This window comes from Pseudomonas sp. P20 (assembly GCF_016463925.1).
In the GTDB taxonomy this organism is placed as follows: domain Bacteria; phylum Pseudomonadota; class Gammaproteobacteria; order Pseudomonadales; family Pseudomonadaceae; genus Pseudomonas; species Pseudomonas aeruginosa.
Map to the genome: position 1 here is coordinate 110,059 of NZ_JAEMVM010000013.1, position 17,480 is coordinate 127,538.

Here is a 17,480-nt window from a genome sequence, read left to right on the forward strand (position 1 = left end):
TCCTACCTTGGGGATGGGGACGAAGGGTGCTGAGGTACCCGACTCCCATTTAGCCCTGACGCTGTGACAGGCTGATGACGCGCTCAGGGCTTTTTCGCGGCGCTAGGCTCTTCCCAGCGACCTTGGCTCTGGCTGGCGCAGAACGGCTCCAGGTAGCGTGCGTCGGTCGCGATGCCGTAGTAGAAGATGTCCTGCCGATAGGGCGCGTTGGGTACCCTGGCGTCGCGGCAGACACCGAAGGCGCCCGTCGGACACTCCTCGGCGAACGTCACCTCGACCTTCTGGCCCTGCAGCTGTGGCTGGCAGAAGCCTTCGCGGAACAGCTTGGCCGGGATGCTGCGGTTCTGCTGGCAGACCTTCACGTCGAGATTCTTCGCCTGGCTATGGACGATGCAGGCTTCGGCCAGGGCCAGGCCCGGCAGGCAGGACAGGAAGAACAGGAACGGACGCATGCGAGGACTCCATTGCAGACGGGCGCGACTCTAGCACGGGGCCTGGCTCCCCGCAGGCAAGGACCGCATTGATCCACAGGCTTTCACATTCCGGTTGCGCAGATGCTTCGAGAGATACCCACACACCTGATCGGCGGCCCCCTGGGGGCCGGCAAGACCAGCCTGATCCGCTCGCTGCTGGCGCAGAAGCCGGCGGGCGAGCGCTGGGCGGTGCTGGTCAACGAGTTCGGCGAGATCGGCCTGGATGCCGCGCTGCTGGCCACGGACGTCGACGGCGTGGCCATCGGCGAGGTGGCGGGCGGGTGCCTCTGCTGCGTCAATGGCGTGCCGTTCCAGGTGGGGCTCGGTCGCTTGTTGCGTCGGGCACGGCCGGACCGGCTGTTCATCGAACCCTCCGGGTTGGGACATCCGCTGGCGCTGTGGAAACAGCTGCAGGCTCCTCCCTGGTCCGGCGTCCTGGCCCTGCAACCCCTGGTAGTGGTGCTGGATGCCGCCGCGCTGGCCTCCGGCCAACCGCTGCCGGAGGCACAGGAACAGGCGCTGGAAGCGGCTGGCATGTTGCTGCTGAACAAATCCGAAACGCTCGACGCGACGCAGCGCTGCGCTGTGCGCGCGCGCCTGCCGGTCCTGCCGTTGCGCTGGAGCGTGCGCGGTCACCTGGCATTGCGCGATCTGCCGACCAGCGTTGCCGGGGAAGGTAGCGCGACGACCTGGGCGGCCCTGCCGGAGGCGCCTGCTCAGTTGGGAACGGTGCTGCCCGCCGAGCGACCGCTGCGCGCCGTGCGCGAGCAGGACGGCCAGTTCGCCATCGGCTGGCGGCTGGCGCCGTCGGTGCGTTTCGATCGGGCCGCAGTGGACGCCTGGCTGAACCGTTTGTCCGGACTGCGGCGGGCCAAGGCGGTGCTGCATTGCGCGGACGGTTGGTATGCAGCGAATGCCGCGCCGTTTGTGGATAACTGGGGCAAGTCCTCGTGGCGGCGGGATAATCGGCTGGAACTGATCCTCGCCGCAGGCGCGGATGAAGAGGCGCTCGAAGAGGCGTTCCTGGCGTGTCGGATGGTCGCGGAATGATCCGCCAAGGTTGCCCTGAGGACGCGACTGAATGATAATAATTATCAGAAGACTCTACTTCCTTACCTTTCACTTCTCCGCAGGTCGCCCTCATGTCGCCACAGCCTTCACGGTCGCCTGACCGTTTTTCGCTGGCCGCGCTCGCCGAAGACCACCCCACCGCTCCCGCCCAGGGAGACGAAAGCGAGTCCCTGCCATGCGTGAATGCCCAGCGCGGAGAACCCAACCTGCGCGTGGTGGACTGCTCCGGCGCGCGCCGCGACGAGGAAGTGGCGGTCGAGGAAGTGCTGATCCCCTACGCCCATGGCAGCGATCCCGAAGACGTCCCCGGCGAGCCGCCCAAGTCGCGCTGGTGGTTGTCCTCCGGCGCGGCGGTGGCGATGCATGTGGCGATCATCGGTGCGCTGGTGTGGGTGATGCCGACCCCGGCCGAACTCAACCTTGGCCACGGCGAACTGCCGAAGACCATGCAGGTGAATTTCGTCCAGCTCGAGAAGAAGGCCGAGCCGACCCCGCAGCCGCCGGCTGCCGCGCCGGAGCCGACGCCGCCGAAGATCGAGGAACCCAAGCCGGAGCCGCCGAAGCCGAAGCCGGTGGAAAAACCCAAGCCCAAGCCGAAACCCAAGCCCAAACCGGTGGAAAACGCCATTCCCAAGGCCAAGCCGAAGCCGGAACCCAAACCCAAGCCGGAACCCGAGCCGAGCACGGAGGCATCCAGCCAGCCCAGCCCGTCCAGCGCCGCCCCGCCGCCGCCCGCACCTACCGTCGGGCAGAGCACGCCCGGCGCGCAGACCGCGCCCAGCGGCTCGCAAGGTCCGGCCGGCCTGCCCAGCGGCAGCCTCAACGACAGTGACATCAAGCCGTTGCGCATGGATCCTCCGATCTATCCCCGGATGGCCCAGGCCCGGGGTATCGAAGGCCGGGTGAAGGTGCTGTTCACCATCACCAGCGATGGCCGCATTGACGACATCCAGGTGCTGGAGTCGGTGCCGTCGCGCATGTTCGACCGTGAAGTGCGCCAGGCCATGGCCAAGTGGCGTTTCGAGCCGCGTGTCAGTGGTGGCAAGATTGTCGCCCGCCAGGCGACCAAGATGTTCTTCTTCAAGATCGAGAAGCGCCGCTGAGGCGGTTCTCTGACAACGAAAAGAGCCGCGCCTTCGAGCGCGGTTTTTTTATTCCCGGTAGGTCTCGCAGACGGGGCTTCGCTGCCTGGGGACGGCAGGCCCCTTGCGCTGTTCCACCGTGGGAACGCGAGGAGATCGGCGTTTGCGCGCCAAGGTTCCAGCCCCGCCGGAATGACGAGCCGCAGGGCGAATAACCGCTTGCGGTTATCCGCCGTGGAACGCAGGGACACCGGAGGATTACGCCGCCGGCGTTGCGCGCCCTAGGGCTCCGGTCGGGATGCCGTGCCGTAGACCAACAGTCGGCGGGTGTGGGGGAGTCGGTTGCCGCGCCAAAAAGCAGGACGGCGACCCGAAGGTCGCCGTCCTGTGGATAAAAAGGCCCGGAGTGTGTCGGGGCCATGAGCACGAGGCTCAATCAATCGGTCGTGATCTTCGAGTGCTTCTGGGTGTCCTTCATGAACACATAGACCAGCAGCGAGCAGGCGATACAGGCGGTGACGTACCAGTAGAAGCCGCTCTCCAGGCCGACGCTCTTGAACCACAAGGCAACGTATTCGGCGGTGCCGCCGAAGATCGACACGGTCAGGGCATACGGCAGGCCGACGCCCAGGGCGCGGATCTCGGTGGGGAACAGTTCGGCCTTCACCACCGCATTGATCGAGGTGTAGCCGCTGACGATCACCAGCGCCGCCATGATCAGGAAGAACGCTCCCCACCAGCTGTCGACGCTGTGCAGTGTGCTGAGGATCGGGTAGGTGAAGACGGTGCCGAGTACGCCGAAGGCGATCAGGATCGGCCGCCGGCCGATCTTGTCGGAGAGGGCGCCGACGATGGGCTGCAGCAGCATGAAGAGGAACAGGGTGGCAGCCGAGATCATGGTCGAATCGGTCTTGCTCATGCCTACCGTGTTCACCAGGTACTTCTGCATGTAGGTGGTGTAGGTGTAGAAGGCCAGGGTGCCGCCCATGGTCAGGCCGACCACGGTCAGCACTTCCTTCGGGTGGCGCAGCAGGGTGCGCAGCAGGCTTTCCTTCGGCTCTTCCTTCTTCTTCGAGAAGGACTCGGTCTCTTCCATGCCGCGACGCAGGAACATCGCCACCACTGCGCACAGCGCGCCGATGAAGAAGGGGACGCGCCAGCCCCAGCTTTCCAGTTGTTCTACGGTCAGGGTCTGTTGCAGGACGATCAGCACCGCCAGGGCGATGAGCTGGCCGGAAATCAGGGTCACGTACTGGAAGCTGGAGAAGAACCCGCGCTGTTCCTTGTTCGCCATCTCGCTCAGGTAGGTGGCGGAGGTGCCGTATTCGCCGCCGACCGACAGGCCCTGGAGCAGGCGCGCGACCACCAGCAGGATCGGCGCGGCGACGCCGATGGTTTCATAGCTGGGGGTCAGGGCGATGATCAGCGAGCCAAAGCACATCAGCAGCACCGAGGCCAGCAACGCCGCCTTGCGGCCCTTGCGGTCGGCATAGATACCCATCAGCCAGCCACCGATCGGGCGCATCAGGAAGCCCACGGCGAAGATAGCTGCGGTGTTCAGCAGTTGGGCGGTCATGTCGCCCTGGGGGAAGAATGCCTTTGCGAAGTACAGCGAGAAGGCGGCGTAGACGTACCAGTCGTACCACTCGACCAGGTTGCCGACGGAACCGCTGAAGATCGACTTGATGCGTTGCGAAGTGGTGCGGGGCTGGGCAGACGCGGAAATGGCGTTGGCGCTTTCCATCGTGTTTCCTCTTTTCGTTGTTGTCTTGGATGTGCTGATCAGGGCGCAGCACACCGGCACATCGCGAGGGCGACGTATTGGATGGCTCGATAGCAGGTGCCGTGCCAACGCGGGAAAGCCGCGTGGGGACTGGGTTGGAAGAGGAGCGGGGTGGTCTTGGCCGAGCGGGAGTCCGCCGACCGGGAGAGTGGATAAGCGGAAATCCGCCGATCCTTCAGGGCAAAGGGTCCGATAGCGACACCAGGTGCAGGCGAGGGCGAATAACCGCAGCGTGGTTATCCGCCGATTCGACGGCAGGCCGGGATCGCTTGGCTCTCAGTGGCTGCCCTTTTCCTGGTCGAGGGTTTCCATCAGCGCGATCTGCATCCGCGAATGCACGCGGATCAGCCAGCGCCAGAGCACTGCGATCACCAGGCCGGCGACCAGCACCACTACGACCAGCAACTCGCCCGGCGGCAGGATGCTCGAGCTGAGCGCCGCCAGCAGCACCATCATGCCGGCCAGCGACAGCAGCGGGATTATCTCGGAGATCACCCGACGTACCCGCGCCGTATGGCGTCCGGCTTTCTCCGGCTTGACCCCGAGTTCGGCCAGCAGCATCGACAGGGCCTTGAGCTTGCGGTACGCGGCGATCAGGAAGGCCAGCGAGACCAGCAGCGCGCCGCCCCAGATCAATGCCTTGTGTAGCCCGTCGTAGGCGACCCACTGGCTCATCCAGGCGGAAAGCGTATCGGCGAAATAACCGCCGGCGAGGAAGATCGCGATCACCAGCGCCAGGTTCACCCCGACCTGCAGCAAGATGCGCCGGATCATCGCCGCCAGCACCGCACGGTCGCCCTGCGGCTGGATGCTGCGCAGCCAGTCGCCGTAGTGGCCGAAGATCCTCGCCATGCGCTGCGGCATGGCGTTGGCCAGGTGCTGCGAGAGCGGGTCGGCGGCGCGGATCAGGTACGGGGTGAGCAGGGTGGTGATGGCCGAGACCGCTACCGCCACCGGGTAGAGGAAGTCGCTGGTGACTTTCAGAGTCATGCCCAGGGCGGCGATGATGAAGGAGAACTCGCCGATCTGCGACAGGCCCATGCCGACCCGCAGCGAAGTGCGTCCGTCGTTGCCGGCGATGAACGCACCCATGCCGCAGGAGAACATCTTGCCGAGCACCACCGCGACGGTGATCAGGGCGATCGGCCAGGCGTACTCGACGAGGATCTTCGGGTCGATCAGCAGGCCGATGGCGACGAAGAAGATCGCACTGAACATGTCACGGACCGGCTCGATCAATCGTTCGATCTGCACCAACTGGCGCGACTCGGCCATGATCGCGCCGATCAGGAAGGCGCCGAGCACCATGCTGTATTCCAGCTTCACCACCAGCAGGCAGAAGCCGAAGCACAGGCCGAGCACGGTGACCAGCAGCATCTCGTTGCTCTCGAACTTCGCCACGTAGGCCAGCAGGCGTGGCACCAGGAGGATGCCGACGACCAGCGCGACGATCATGAACAGGCTGAGCTTGCCGACCGTGGAGAACACCTCGCCGGTTTCCACCGAACCGCTCACGGCGATTCCCGACAGCAGGGCGATGATGCCGATGCCGAGGATGTCCTCGACGATCAGCACGCCGAAGATCAGTTGGGCGAAGCGCTCGTTCTTCATCTTCAGGTCGCCGAGCGCCTTGACGATGATGGTGGTGGAGGAGATCGCCAGGATCGCGCCGAGGAACAGCGAGTCCATGGTGCTCCACTCGAAGAAGCGACCGATCTCGAAGCCGATCCAGATCATCAGGACGATTTCCAGGAACGCCGCGATGAACGCCGTGGCGCCGACCTGGAAGAGCTTGCGCAGGCTGAACTCCAGGCCGAGGCAGAACATCAGGAAGATCACCCCGAGTTCGGCCAGGGTCTTGATCGTGTCTTCGTCGTGGATCAGTCCGAAGGGCGGGGTGTGCGGGCCGATGATGAAGCCGGCGACGATGTAGCCGAGGACCACCGGTTGGCGCAGGCGGTGGAAGAGGATAGTGACCACACCCGCCACCAGCATGATCACGGCGAGGTCCTGGATGAAATCGACGGCATGCATGGCGGCGGTCCTCGCTTGGGGAATGGGTCGGCAGACGCGGCGACCGGGCGGCCTCGCAGACCCGCAGACTAGCATCCGCAAGTGCTTGATCGGTGGGCTGAAAAAAACTGTAACAGACGTTTCGGCGAGGCTCTGCGTTGTGCTTCCCGGGTCGCCGGGCGGATCTTCGCGCGCCGATCCGCGTGCATGCCTGTCGTCCCCGGCAACGAAGGTGTACCCTGGCGCCGACCCGCGAGCCAGACGCGGCGGGCGAAAAAACGGCGGCCGGGGAGCAATAGCCCGAAACAAAATCCGGCTGGTCCTGTCGCCCGTACCGCCGCAACATGGCGCGCGTCGATTCCCCCAAGAGAGAAAGACTACAATGCAGCGTGTTCTCAGCATCGCCCTCGCCTTCTGCCTGGCGCTGACCGTCAGCCTGGATGCCAATGCCAAGCGCTTCGGCGGCGGCAAGAGCCTCGGCTCGGCACCCAGCCACCAGACCCGCCAGGCGCAGCCGGCCACTGCGCCGAACGCCACTGCTGCCGCCCCCAACGCCGCTCGTCCCGCCGCTGCCGCCAGCGGTGCTTCGCGCTGGCTCGGCCCGCTGGCCGGTATCGCCGCGGGCGGCCTGCTCGCTTCCATGTTCATGGGCGACGGCTTCGAGGGCATCCAGATGCTCGACATCCTGTTGATCGCCCTGGTGGCCTTCATCGCCTTCCGCTTCATCGCCGCTCGCCGGCGCCAGCAGAACCAGGGCCAGCCTGCAATGGCCGGGCACGCGCCGATGCAGCGCGAAATGCCGGCCCAGGCGCCGATCTTCGGTGGCGCCGCCGCTGCTGCCGCTGCGCCGAGCCCGGTGATCAACGCGCCGAGCTGGTTCAACGAGGAGCGCTTCGTCGGTGCCGCTCGCGAACACTTCATGTCCCTGCAGCAGCATTGGGATGCCAACGAGATGGACAAGATCGCCGAGTTCGTCACCCCGCAGATGTTGCAATGGCTGAAGCAGGAGCGCGCCGAGATCGGCGACGCCTACCAGTCCACCTACATCGACAACCTGGACGTGCAACTGGACGGCGTCGACGACCAGGCCGACAAGACCATCGCCACCCTGACCTTCAGCGGTGTGTCGAAGACCTCGCGCTTCGACCAGGGCGAAGCCTTCAGCGAAAGCTGGCGGATGGAGCGCGCCCAGGGCGAGAACCAGCCATGGCTGGTGGCCGGTATCCGGCAGAACTGATCCCGAGTGGTTGCGGTCCCTTCGGGGGCCGCCGAAACCCCCGCTTCCGCCAGGGAACGGGGGTTTTTTCATCTCCGTTGGCGGGTTGACCGACCATTCGTCCGGCGCCATGGCCGAAGGCCAGCCGCGACACTTGTCTTGCGCTCGGTGCGGCTACTGTATAAAAAGCGCGCCACCCGTTGCGAGAGAGCCTGTCGTGGAAGACGTCATCGAAAAACTGCGTGAACTCAACGAACCGGTTCCGGTGCCCCTGGAACTGCCGGAAGAAGAACTGCTGGTGGAAATCGAGGAAGAGCTGCTGATCGGCATTCCCGCCGAGTTCCGCGAATTCCTCCTGCTGGTCAGCGATGTGGTCTACGGCCGCCTGGAGCCGGTGACCGTGACCGATCCGCACTCGCACACCTACCTGCCCGAAGTGGCGGCCACTGCCTGGGACCTGGGCGTTCCGCGCGAGCTGATCCCGCTTTGCGAGGACGACGGCAGCTACTACTGCGTGGCGGAGGACGGCGAGGTGGTGCTCTGGGCCGATGGCGACCTCACCGATGAAAGCTGGGATTCGGTGTGGGTCTGGGCTCGCGACGTCTGGCTGGAGAGCTGAGCCTGAACCGCCGCAAAGGCTCTGCAACGCGCCTTTGCCGCTGACTTCCCGACGTCGCGCGAGGCTGCCTGGAGGCCCTGCGCGGCGCCGTCGGCGCTTCGTCTCCGACAAAGCGCCGCTGCGCTAAGGAATTTCCCTCGATTGCGACGGTCACAAGGGCAATTCCGCACTTGTCGCTCCGGATGTAGGCAAGTGCGCTGCCCCGTGTGGAGATTCTATGAAGTTCAAAGCTCTGTTCGCTGCATTGCTGCTGACCAGCCTGGCGGGTTGCGCCAACCAGGCGGTGGTCACTTTGCAAGATGGCAGCGAGGTCCTGGTCAAGGATCAGTCGGATTACGACAAATACAATGACTACTACGAGTTCGAACAGCTGAATGGCGACACCATCCTGATCAAGAAGGACAATGTGCGCACCATTCGCCCGCAGTAGCGGCGCTTATCTCCCGTCAGGCGTGCTCGCCGGAACGGTGTCGCTTTCGTGGCCGGGCCTCCAGCTCCAGGAGGTTCAGCAGGTACTGACCGAAGTAGGCCAGGTCCTGTTCGATCGCCGCGCGCGCGGCCGGGCCGTCGCCGCGGCGTAGCGCGTCCAGGGCGTCCTCGTGGAAATCGTTCAGACGTAGGGAGAGGTCGGCCTCGGTGAACAGCCGGTTGAAGAACGGCCCGACCTGTAGCCAGAGCGTCTCGATGAGACGCAGCAGCACCGGGTTGCCGCAGGCGCGGTAGAGCGTCAGGTGGAATTCGCTATTGGCTTCCAGGTAGGCCTGTACCTCGCGTCGGCGCAAGGCGTCCTCCATTCGCCGCAGACAACCTTCGAGTCCTTCCAGTGCCTGCTCGTCCAGCCGGCCGCTGGCGCTTTCGGCCGCCAGCCCTTCGAGGGACAGGCGCACCTGGAGGATCTGCAGGAAACGCTCGCGGGTCATCAGCGGCACCCTGAGCGAGCGTTGTGCCTCGCCCTCCAGCGCCCCTTCCGCCACCAACCGTTGCAGGGCGGCGCGAACCGGCATCGGGCTGGTGCCCCACTGGTTCGCCAGGTCGCGGATCTTCAGTCGCTCGCCGGGCTGGAAACGTCCGGCCAGCAAGTCTTCCCGCAGTCGTTGGTAGAGTCGTTCCTGGAGATTCTCGGCCATGGTCAGCTCCGGGTCGCCGGTGGCGCCGGAAGCTGGGAAAGCGTCAGGTTGCAGTTGCGCATGTTCAGCTCCGTTTGTTTTCGATCAGGCAGTTGCCGCCGTCCACCACCAGCAGTTCGCCGTTGACGAAGCTGGCTTCGGGCGAGGCGAGGAAGGCCACCGCGGCGGCCACCTCTTCGGGCCGGCCGGCACGTCCGCTGGGGCTGGCCAGGGCGGCCTGGCGTTCTTCGGCGGTGCTCGAGGCGGTGGCGATCCAGCCCGGCGCGACGCTGTTCACCGTGATGCCGCTCTTCGCCACCTCCAGCGCCAGGCCCATGCTCCAGCCGACCAGACCGGCCTTGGCCGCGCTATACGCGGCTTCGCCCGGGTTGCTGCCGCGGGTTCCGGTGGTGGAGGCGACGTTGACGATCCGCCCGTAGCCGCGCTCGCGCATGCCCGGCAGCAGGCCGCGGGTGAGCAGGAAAGCGCTGGTCAGGTTGCGCGACAGGGACAGTTGCCAATCCCGCAGCGAGGTCGCTTCCACTGCGCTGAAGGGCTCCGCGCTGTCCAACTGGGCCATGCCGGCATTGTTCACCAGGATGTCGACCCGTCCCCACTGGGCTTCGGCCCAGTCCAGCAGGCCCTGCACCTGGGCTTCGTCGGTCAGGTCGGCGCTCGCGGCGCGCACGTCGTGACCACATGCGCTCAATTCCTCCGCTCGTTGCCTAATCCGCTCGCTGCTGGCGGTGATCAGCAGACGCACGCCTTCGCGGGCCAGCCGCCGGGCAATGGCGAAACCGATGCCGAGTTCGCTGCCGGCGCCGCTGATGAGCGCGACCTGGCCTGTCCACTTCGAAAAGTCATTCATTTTTGTGATCACAAAATTGACATAGAAAACAGATTATCAGTGCTTTCAAATACTGTATTGACTTTTTTGTGATCACAAATGAAAGTTGTGCGAAATAAAAAACGAGGTGTTCGAAATGACCGCCAGTGGCATCGCCGAAGCCGCCGTGGAAACCTTCATGGCCCGCGAGCAGCAACGTTTCCTTGCGCAGAATCCACAGTCCGTCGCGCTCGCCGAGCGAGCCCGGCGCGCCTTGTTCGACGGCGTACCGATGCACTGGATGAGCGATTGGTCAACACCCTGTCCGCTGTTCGTGGCGCGTGCCCACGGCGCGCGTTTCCATGATGTGGACGGCCACGCCTACGTGGACTTCTGCCTGGGCGATACCGGCAGCATGTTCGGCCATTCTCCGGCGTCGATCGCCCGGGCGCTCGCCGAGCAGGGCGCGAACGGCCTGACCACCATGCTTCCGGGGGAGGATGCCATCGTCGCAGGCGAGCTGCTGGCGCAGCGCTTCGGCCTGCCGTTCTGGCAGGTAGCGACCACCGCTACCGACGCCAACCGCTTCGTCCTGCGCTGGGCGCGTGCGATCACCGGTCGTAAGGTGGTGCTGGTATTCGACGGTTGCTACCACGGCACGGTCGACGACACCCTGGTTCGCTGCCGCGACGGCCGCACCGTGCATCGCTCCGGCCTGCTCGGCCAGGCCCACGACCTCACCCAGTTCAGCCGCGCGGTGCCGTTCAACGACCTCCAGGCCCTGGAGCGGGCGCTGGCCAGCGAAGACGTGGCCGCCGTGCTCTGCGAGCCGGCGATGACCAACATCGGCATGGTCCTGCCGCAACCCGGCTTCCACCAGAAGCTGCGCGAGCTGACCCGTCGTCACGGCACGCTGCTGATCATCGACGAGACCCACACCATCTCCACAGGTCCTGGCGGCTGTACCCGCGCCTGGAAGCTCGAGCCGGACTTCATCACCCTCGGCAAGCCGATCGCCGGCGGCGTACCGTGCTCGGTGTATGGTTGCAGCGCGGCGATGGCCAGCGCCATGCAACTGGCCAGGGCACGTGCCAGCGAGCAGAGCGAAGGCCACGGCCACAGCGGCATGGGTACCACGCTGTCGGCCAACGCCCTGGCGATGCGCTGTATGCGCGCCAACCTGGAAGAGGTGATGACCGATACCGCCTACGCCCACATGCTGCCCCTGGCGGCGCGTCTGGCCGAGGGCTTCCGCAGGATTATCCACAAGCACGGCCTGGCCTGGTCGGTGACCGAGCTCGGCGCGCGCAGCGAGTTCCAGTTCTACCCGCAACCCCCACGCGACGGCGCGGCCGCCGAGGCGGCGTTCCACGACAGCCTGCAGATGGCCTTGCACCTGTATCTGATCAACCGCGGCATCCTCATCACGCCGTTCCACAACATGACCCTGTGTTGCCCGGACACTCGCGAAGAAGATGTCGACCGCCTGCTCTCCAGCCTCGACGAGGCGCTCGGCGAGCTGCTCGCCATACCCGGCGCGCGGGAGGCCTGAGATGCATTTCGCCGATCCGCGGGAAGCCCGCGAGTTCCTCGCCGCACACCCCGAGGTGCGCAGCATCGAGCTGTTCCTGATCGACGCCAACGGCGTGCCGCGCGGCAAGCTGCTGCATCGCGACGAGCTGCTGGCGGTCTACGAAAGCGGGCGGCCGCTGCCGAGCACCATCCTCGGCCTGACCATCAATGGCGATGACGTCGAGGAGACCGGCCTGGTCTGGGACGTCGGCGATGCCGATTGCTGGACCTTCCCGCTGCCCGGCAGCCTGACCCTGCAACCCTGGCGGCAGTCACCGACCGGCCAGGTGCAGGTCAGCATGCATCCCGAGCTCGGGCTACCGGCCGCGGCGGGCGATCCCCGGCATGTGTTGCAGCGGGTTATCCACAGCCTGCAGGCGGAGGGTTTCCACCCGGTGATGGCGGTGGAACTGGAGTTCTACCTGCTCGACCGCGAACGCGACAGCGACGGCCGGCCGTTGCCGGCGTTACAGATGAATGGCCAGCGGCCGCGGGCGACCCAGGTCTATGGCGTCTACGAGCTGGAGCAGTTGCAGCCATTCCTCGATGACTTGTATGCCGCCTGCGAGGCCCAGGGCCTGCCGGCGCGCACGGCGATTTCGGAGTACGCGCCGGGGCAGGTGGAAATTACCCTGCAGCATCGCTTCGACACGCTCCAGGCGATCGACGAAGGCGTGCGCTACAAGCGCCTGGTCAAGGGCGTGGCGAATCGCCATGGGTTGCAGGCCTGCTTCATGGCCAAGCCGTTCGCCGATCTTTCCGGCAGCGGCCTGCACCTGCACGTCAGCCTGGCCGACGCCGCTGGCAACAATCTGTTCGCCAGCGAGGACCCGGCCGGGACCCCGCTGCTGCGCCAGGCCATCGGTGGAATGAAGGCGTGCCTGCTGGAGTCTTTGGCGCTGTTCTGTCCGAACGCCAACTCGTTCCGCCGCTTCCAGGCGAACAGCTACGCGCCGCTGGCGCCGACCTGGGGAATCAACAACCGCACCGTGTCGCTGCGGGTTCCCGGCGGCCCGCCGTCCAGCCGGCACATCGAGCACCGCATCTGCGGCGCCGACGCCAATCCCTACCTGGCGGCGGCGGCGTTGCTCGCGGCGGTGCGCCTGGGGATTCGCGAGCGACTCGACCCCGGTGCGCCGATCACTGGCAACGGCTACGCTCAAGCCACCCAGGTGTTGCCGAGCGACTGGCTGACTGCGCTGCGCGCGCTGGAGGGCTCGGCCTGGGCGCGCGAGGCGCTCGGCGAGGATTTCCTGAAGATCTACCTGGCGATCAAGCAGGCCGAATACCGTGCCTTCATGGGCGAGGTCGGCGAGCAGGACTGGCGCTGGTATCTCAACCAGGCCTGAATGAACGGCTGCCGGCGTTGCCGGTCAGTCATTGAAGCGGGCGGCCGATTGGCCGTCGGTGTTTTCCACGCGGCACAGGAGTAAGGAAAAGCAGATGAGCACGCCCGTCGTTCTTATCACTGGTGCAGCCGGCGGCTTGGGCCGGGCAATCGCCAAGCGTTTCGCCCAGAGTCATTGGCGCATCGCCGCCACGGATGTGGATAAGGAGGGCCTGCACGCGCTGAACGCGCAGGTGCCGTTGGACGCCAGCGGGGTCGCCGACCTGCGCAGCGCGGATAACTGCCATACCCTGATGTCGAAGATTCTCGCCCGTACCGGACGTCTCGACGCCCTGGTGAATGCCGCGGGCGTCTGGCGCGAGGGGCCTGTGGAAAACTTCACCGAGGAGGATTTCGACCTGGTCCTGGGAGTCAACCTCAAGGCCTCCTTCTACATGTGCCAGGCCGCGATTCCCTACCTGAAGGAAAACCAGGGCAGCATCGTCAACATCTCCAGCGACTCCGGACGCCAGGCCTACCGGGGTTCGGCGGCGTATTGCGCGAGCAAGGCGGCGCTTACCATGCTGAGCAAGACCCTGGCGCTGGAACTGGCCGAGCAGGGCGTGCGGGTCAACGCCGTGTCGCCGGCGGATATCGCCACGCCGATGCTCGACTACCAGGCCGAACGCTATGGGATGGGCAATCCGGATGGCTACAAGCGCGCGCTGCTGAAGGATTATCCACAGGGCAAGGCGGCACGCTTCATCCGCCCGGAAGAAGTCGCCGAGCTGGTCTGGTATCTCTGCGGCCCTCAGGCCGAAGCGATCACGGGCGCCGACCTGGCGGTGGACTTCGGCCTGTCCGCTGGCCGCTGAGTGGATTTTCCACGGGTCGCTCCGCTGGAGCGGCCTGTGGAAAAGTTTCAGTCGTCCCTGGCCTGACTGGATATCTTCACCCAGTTACCGGCGGCGGCGATGCCCATGCCGCCGTAACCCTGGCAGTCCCCGCCAAGGCTCTCCACCACTCGCAGGTCGATGCCTTCCTGCCATACCAGCAGGCTGCAGCCGGCGCCCAGGCCTTCGCTGCGCAGTCGGTAGAGGGCGCCTTGCCCCTCCAGCCGACCGGACAACTCGCCGACCGCCACGGGCCCATATTCCATCAGTTTCTCCGGATTGCCGATGCGCATCAGGGCGAAGCTCGCCTGGTAGCCGCCCTTCACCGGTTCGATCTGCAGGCTTTCCCATTCGGCCTGCCCGGCGTAGCGCAGGTAGTGCCCGGCGAGGCCCTGGAGGGACGGATAGTCGACTTTCAGGGCAACCTGTTCCAGGTTGTGGCGCGTGGCCTTGCCGCTGTAGCCGCGATCCAGCGCCAGGTTCATCCAGGCGCGGGCGCGTCCCGGTTGCCCGGCCTTGAGGCTGGTCAGCGCGAGATTGTTCAGCGCCTGTTCCGAGTCGGCTCCGCCCTGTTCCTGGCGTTCGGCCAGGCGCAATTGCCAGGCGAAGGCGTCCAGCGCCTGTGGATAACTCCCCTGTCGATAAGCCTGGGTGCCGCGCGTGTTGCATTCCGCGGCGGTGGCGCAGGGCGTATCCTCGGCCTGGATGGCAGCGGCACCGATGCCGGCAAGCACGGCCAGGGCCAGGAGAAGGATGCGAATGGCGGCAGGCATTGGCGCGATTCCCGGTGGAAAAGGGCCAGTCTAGAAAAGCCCGCGGATGTCTGCACGACCCGGCGCGATTTCGATCATGACGATTGAAAATTTGTGGCCGCTGCCGTCTTCGTTTGCGTCTATGGTGTCCCCCGCCCGTCCTGATGAGAGAAAAAGCGCTATGCAACCCGGAAACAACCAACTGTCGATGACCGTGCTGATGACCCCGGACATGGCCAATTTCTCCGGCAATGTCCATGGCGGTACCCTCCTGAAGTATCTCGACGAAGTCGCCTATGCATGCGCCAGTCGCTATGCCGGTCGCTACGTGGTGACCCTGTCGGTGGATCAGGTGATCTTCCGCGAGCCGGTGCATGTCGGCGAACTGGTGACCTTCCTCGCTTCGGTCAACTACACCGGGCGGACTTCCATGGAAATCGGCGTCAAGGTCATCACCGAGAACATCCGCGAGCAGTCCGTGCGTCATACCAACAGCTGTTTCTTCACCATGGTCGCCCTGGATGACGAGCGCAAGCCGGTGGCCGTCCGCCCGCTGGAGCTGGAAACCGCCGAGCAGAAGCGCCGCTTCGCCCAGGCCCAACAACGCCGCCAGCTGCGCGCGGAGCTGGAGGCCCGCTACCAGGCGATTCGCGAAGACGGATGAGGAAGGCTGCCAGTGTCCGGTCGAGCCCGCTTCGGACCTGCTGCCGTTTCGCGAATTTTCGCAGCTTTTCATAAGAAAACGCAGAGGTTTGCCTCTGCTGGCGTCCATTCCTGACATTTCTTGATAAGAAACCGGCGTGCCTGTTAAAACTCCAGCAACGTCAACGGGTTAACCTGTCGGTATCGCGCCGGGTTTCGCCAGGAACCATAGCCGCCGTCGGGTCGCTCGAATGCCATGGGCCGGTCGCTCTGCCCGGCTCCGTTGGCGGAAAGCCTTTCCGCCTTGCCGTCACGGGCGCGGGTCCGTGATCCATTTCGAACGTCGTCGTCCGCCGGCCAGGCCGCGGAGGACGCGTTCCCCGTGTTGCCGGGAGTCCTGATGCACCATACGCCGTTACTCACTACACTCGCCGCGGGGTTCGTCCTCGCCTTCCTCTTCGGGGCCCTGGCCAATCGCCTGCGCATTTCGCCGCTGGTCGGCTACTTGCTCGCGGGCGTCCTGGCCGGGCCGTTCACTCCCGGTTATGTCGCCGACCAGGCGCTGTCGCAGGAAATCGCCGAACTCGGCGTGATCCTGCTGATGTTCGGCGTCGGCCTGCACTTCTCGCTCAAGGACCTGCTCTCGGTGAAGGCCATTGCCATTCCCGGGGCGCTGGTGCAGATCGGCGTCGCCACGCTGCTTGGCATCGGCCTGGCCAAGCTGCTCGGCTGGAGCTTCGGCGGCGGCCTGGTATTCGGCCTGAGCCTGTCGGTGGCCAGTACCGTGGTGCTGTTGCGCGCCCTGGAGCAGCGCCAGTTGCTGGACACCAAGCGTGGCAGGATCGCCATCGGCTGGCTGATCGTCGAGGACCTGGCGATGGTCCTGACCCTGGTGCTCCTGCCGGCGCTCGCCGGCACCCTCGGCGGCAAGACCGACGGCGGCGACGCCGGTCTGCTCTGGCCGCTGCTGATTACCCTGGGCAAGGTCGCCGCCTTCGTCGCCCTGATGATCTTCGGCGGTCGCCGGGTGGTGCCCTGGGTGCTGGAGAGGATCGCCGCCAGCGGTTCGCGGGAGCTCTTCACCCTGGCCGTGCTGGCCATTGCCCTGGGCATCGCCTATGGCTCGGCGGTGCTGTTCGGGGTGTCCTTCGCGCTAGGCGCCTTCTTCGCCGGGATGATTCTCAACGAGTCCGAGCTCAGCCACGAGGCGGCGGAGAACTCGTTGCCGCTGCGCGACGCTTTCGCGGTGCTGTTCTTCGTCTCGGTAGGGATGCTGTTCAATCCGATGATCCTGTTGCAGGAGCCGCTGACGGTCCTGGCCACTTTCCTGGTCATCGTCTTCGGCAAGTCGGTGGCCGCCTACCTGATCGTCCGCGCTTTCGGCCATCCGAACAGCACCGCACTGGTGATCGCCGCCAGCCTGGCGCAGATCGGCGAGTTTTCCTTCATTCTCATCGGCCTGGGCATTGGCCTCGAACTGGTGCCGGAGCAGAGCCGCGACCTGGTGCTGGCCGGGGCGATCCTGTCGATCCTGGTCAATCCGCTGCTGTTCATCGCCATCGATCGCCTGCAGCAACGCAAGGAGCAGCGCCTGGCGGAGGCCGCTGGCGGGGTTCGCGAGATGCCGGCGCAGGACCTGCCGCCGCCGATCCTGGAGCGCGAGCATGCGGTGCTGATCGGTCATGGCCGGGTTGGCGGGTTGGTCAGCGCTCGCCTGCGCGCCGCCGGGACGCCCTTCGTGGTGGTGGTGGACAAGCGTGATAAGGCCGACGAACTGCGCGAACAGGGCTACAGCGTGGTCCTCGGCAACGCCGCCAGTCCCGGCGTGCTGGAACTGGCCAACATCGCCGAGGCGCGCTGGTTGCTGATCGCCATTCCCAACGGCTTCGAGGCCGGGCAGATCGCCAGCCACGCCCGCGCGGTGAACCCGCCGCTGGACATCGTCGCCCGGGCGCATTTCGACGCCGAGGTGGACTACCTGGAGCAGAACGGCGCCAACCTGGTGATCATGGGCGAGCGCGAGATCGCCTGCGGCATGGTCCATCGCCTGGGACTCGACCGTGACGAGCGCGGCGCCGACGCACCGCTGCCGCAGTCGGCCTGAC

At 65.8% G+C, this 17,480-nt stretch carries 16 protein-coding genes; 10 read left to right on the top strand and 6 right to left on the bottom strand.

Going from position 1 to position 17,480, the window contains the following annotated elements; genetic code table 11:
• Window positions 1-83: 83 nt before the first annotated feature.
• Window positions 84-452 carry a hypothetical protein gene (locus tag JHD77_RS18260; RefSeq protein ID WP_003099679.1) on the bottom strand — a complete coding sequence of 123 codons (369 nt, stop codon included), beginning with the start codon at window positions 450-452 and terminating at the stop codon, window positions 84-86.
• A gap of 102 nt (window positions 453-554) precedes the next feature.
• Between JHD77_RS18260 and JHD77_RS18265 the strand changes: the two genes are divergently transcribed.
• Together JHD77_RS18265 and tonB1 are read left to right on the top strand one after the other, a co-directional pair.
• Window positions 555-1,523 (top strand): CobW family GTP-binding protein, encoded by a 969-nt coding sequence (locus JHD77_RS18265; RefSeq protein ID WP_003099680.1) that lies wholly within the window; start codon window positions 555-557, stop codon window positions 1,521-1,523.
• Window positions 1,524-1,615: 92 nt separating this feature from the next.
• Window positions 1,616-2,647 carry an energy transducer TonB1 gene (gene tonB1 / locus JHD77_RS18270; protein ID WP_023129363.1) on the top strand — a complete coding sequence of 344 codons (1,032 nt, stop codon included), beginning with the start codon at window positions 1,616-1,618 and terminating at the stop codon, window positions 2,645-2,647.
• 415 nt (window positions 2,648-3,062) lie between these two features.
• Here the strand turns inward: tonB1 and JHD77_RS18275 are convergent, their stop codons facing one another.
• Window positions 3,063-4,370, bottom strand: coding sequence for an MFS transporter (locus tag JHD77_RS18275; RefSeq protein WP_003097074.1), 1,308 nt, complete (start codon window positions 4,368-4,370; stop codon window positions 3,063-3,065).
• Window positions 4,371-4,685: 315 nt separating this feature from the next.
• On the bottom strand, window positions 4,686-6,443 hold the full coding sequence (locus tag JHD77_RS18280; protein WP_003099684.1) for a cation:proton antiporter: 1,758 nt from the start codon (window positions 6,441-6,443) through the stop codon (window positions 4,686-4,688).
• A 361-nt stretch (window positions 6,444-6,804) separates the two neighbouring features.
• On the opposite strand from JHD77_RS18280, the gene JHD77_RS18285 reads away from it, so the two are divergent.
• From JHD77_RS18285 to JHD77_RS18295, 3 genes are all read left to right on the top strand, one after another.
• Complete coding sequence (locus JHD77_RS18285; RefSeq protein WP_003161092.1) at window positions 6,805-7,659, top strand: Tim44 domain-containing protein; 855 nt, start codon at window positions 6,805-6,807, stop codon at window positions 7,657-7,659.
• A 196-nt stretch (window positions 7,660-7,855) separates the two neighbouring features.
• Window positions 7,856-8,257 (top strand): SMI1/KNR4 family protein, encoded by a 402-nt coding sequence (locus tag JHD77_RS18290; protein ID WP_003099687.1) that lies wholly within the window; start codon window positions 7,856-7,858, stop codon window positions 8,255-8,257.
• Between the two features lie 217 nt (window positions 8,258-8,474).
• Window positions 8,475-8,687 (top strand): YgdI/YgdR family lipoprotein, encoded by a 213-nt coding sequence (locus JHD77_RS18295; protein WP_003097061.1) that lies wholly within the window; start codon window positions 8,475-8,477, stop codon window positions 8,685-8,687.
• 16 nt (window positions 8,688-8,703) lie between these two features.
• On the opposite strand, the gene JHD77_RS18300 is transcribed toward JHD77_RS18295, so the two are convergent.
• Together JHD77_RS18300 and JHD77_RS18305 are read right to left on the bottom strand one after the other, a co-directional pair.
• Complete coding sequence (locus tag JHD77_RS18300) at window positions 8,704-9,384, bottom strand: GntR family transcriptional regulator (protein WP_003097059.1); 681 nt, start codon at window positions 9,382-9,384, stop codon at window positions 8,704-8,706.
• 64 nt (window positions 9,385-9,448) lie between these two features.
• On the bottom strand, window positions 9,449-10,231 hold the full coding sequence (locus JHD77_RS18305) for an SDR family NAD(P)-dependent oxidoreductase (protein ID WP_003099690.1): 783 nt from the start codon (window positions 10,229-10,231) through the stop codon (window positions 9,449-9,451).
• A 115-nt stretch (window positions 10,232-10,346) separates the two neighbouring features.
• Here JHD77_RS18305 and JHD77_RS18310 point away from each other — a divergent pair, with 115 nt between their 5' ends.
• The 3 genes from JHD77_RS18310 (at window position 10,347) to JHD77_RS18320 (ending at window position 13,963) form a co-directional block, all read left to right on the top strand.
• The gene (locus JHD77_RS18310) at window positions 10,347-11,741 is read left to right on the top strand and encodes an aspartate aminotransferase family protein (RefSeq protein ID WP_031756771.1); all 1,395 of its coding nucleotides are present in this window, start codon (window positions 10,347-10,349) and stop codon (window positions 11,739-11,741) included.
• A 1-nt stretch (window position 11,742) separates the two neighbouring features.
• Complete coding sequence (locus JHD77_RS18315) at window positions 11,743-13,110, top strand: glutamine synthetase family protein (protein ID WP_031756768.1); 1,368 nt, start codon at window positions 11,743-11,745, stop codon at window positions 13,108-13,110.
• 94 nt (window positions 13,111-13,204) lie between these two features.
• A complete protein-coding gene (locus JHD77_RS18320) occupies window positions 13,205-13,963 on the top strand; it encodes an SDR family NAD(P)-dependent oxidoreductase (RefSeq protein WP_003097046.1) in 759 nt (252 codons plus the stop codon).
• Between the two features lie 47 nt (window positions 13,964-14,010).
• On the opposite strand, the gene JHD77_RS18325 is transcribed toward JHD77_RS18320, so the two are convergent.
• Window positions 14,011-14,754 (bottom strand): hypothetical protein, encoded by a 744-nt coding sequence (locus JHD77_RS18325; RefSeq protein WP_031756766.1) that lies wholly within the window; start codon window positions 14,752-14,754, stop codon window positions 14,011-14,013.
• 160 nt (window positions 14,755-14,914) lie between these two features.
• On the opposite strand from JHD77_RS18325, the gene JHD77_RS18330 reads away from it, so the two are divergent.
• Both JHD77_RS18330 and ybaL read left to right on the top strand, forming a co-directional pair.
• A complete protein-coding gene (locus JHD77_RS18330) occupies window positions 14,915-15,397 on the top strand; it encodes an acyl-CoA thioesterase (RefSeq protein WP_003097040.1) in 483 nt (160 codons plus the stop codon).
• A gap of 378 nt (window positions 15,398-15,775) precedes the next feature.
• On the top strand, window positions 15,776-17,479 hold the full coding sequence (gene ybaL / locus JHD77_RS18335; protein ID WP_003099695.1) for a YbaL family putative K(+) efflux transporter: 1,704 nt from the start codon (window positions 15,776-15,778) through the stop codon (window positions 17,477-17,479).
• Window position 17,480: the final 1 nt, after the last annotated feature.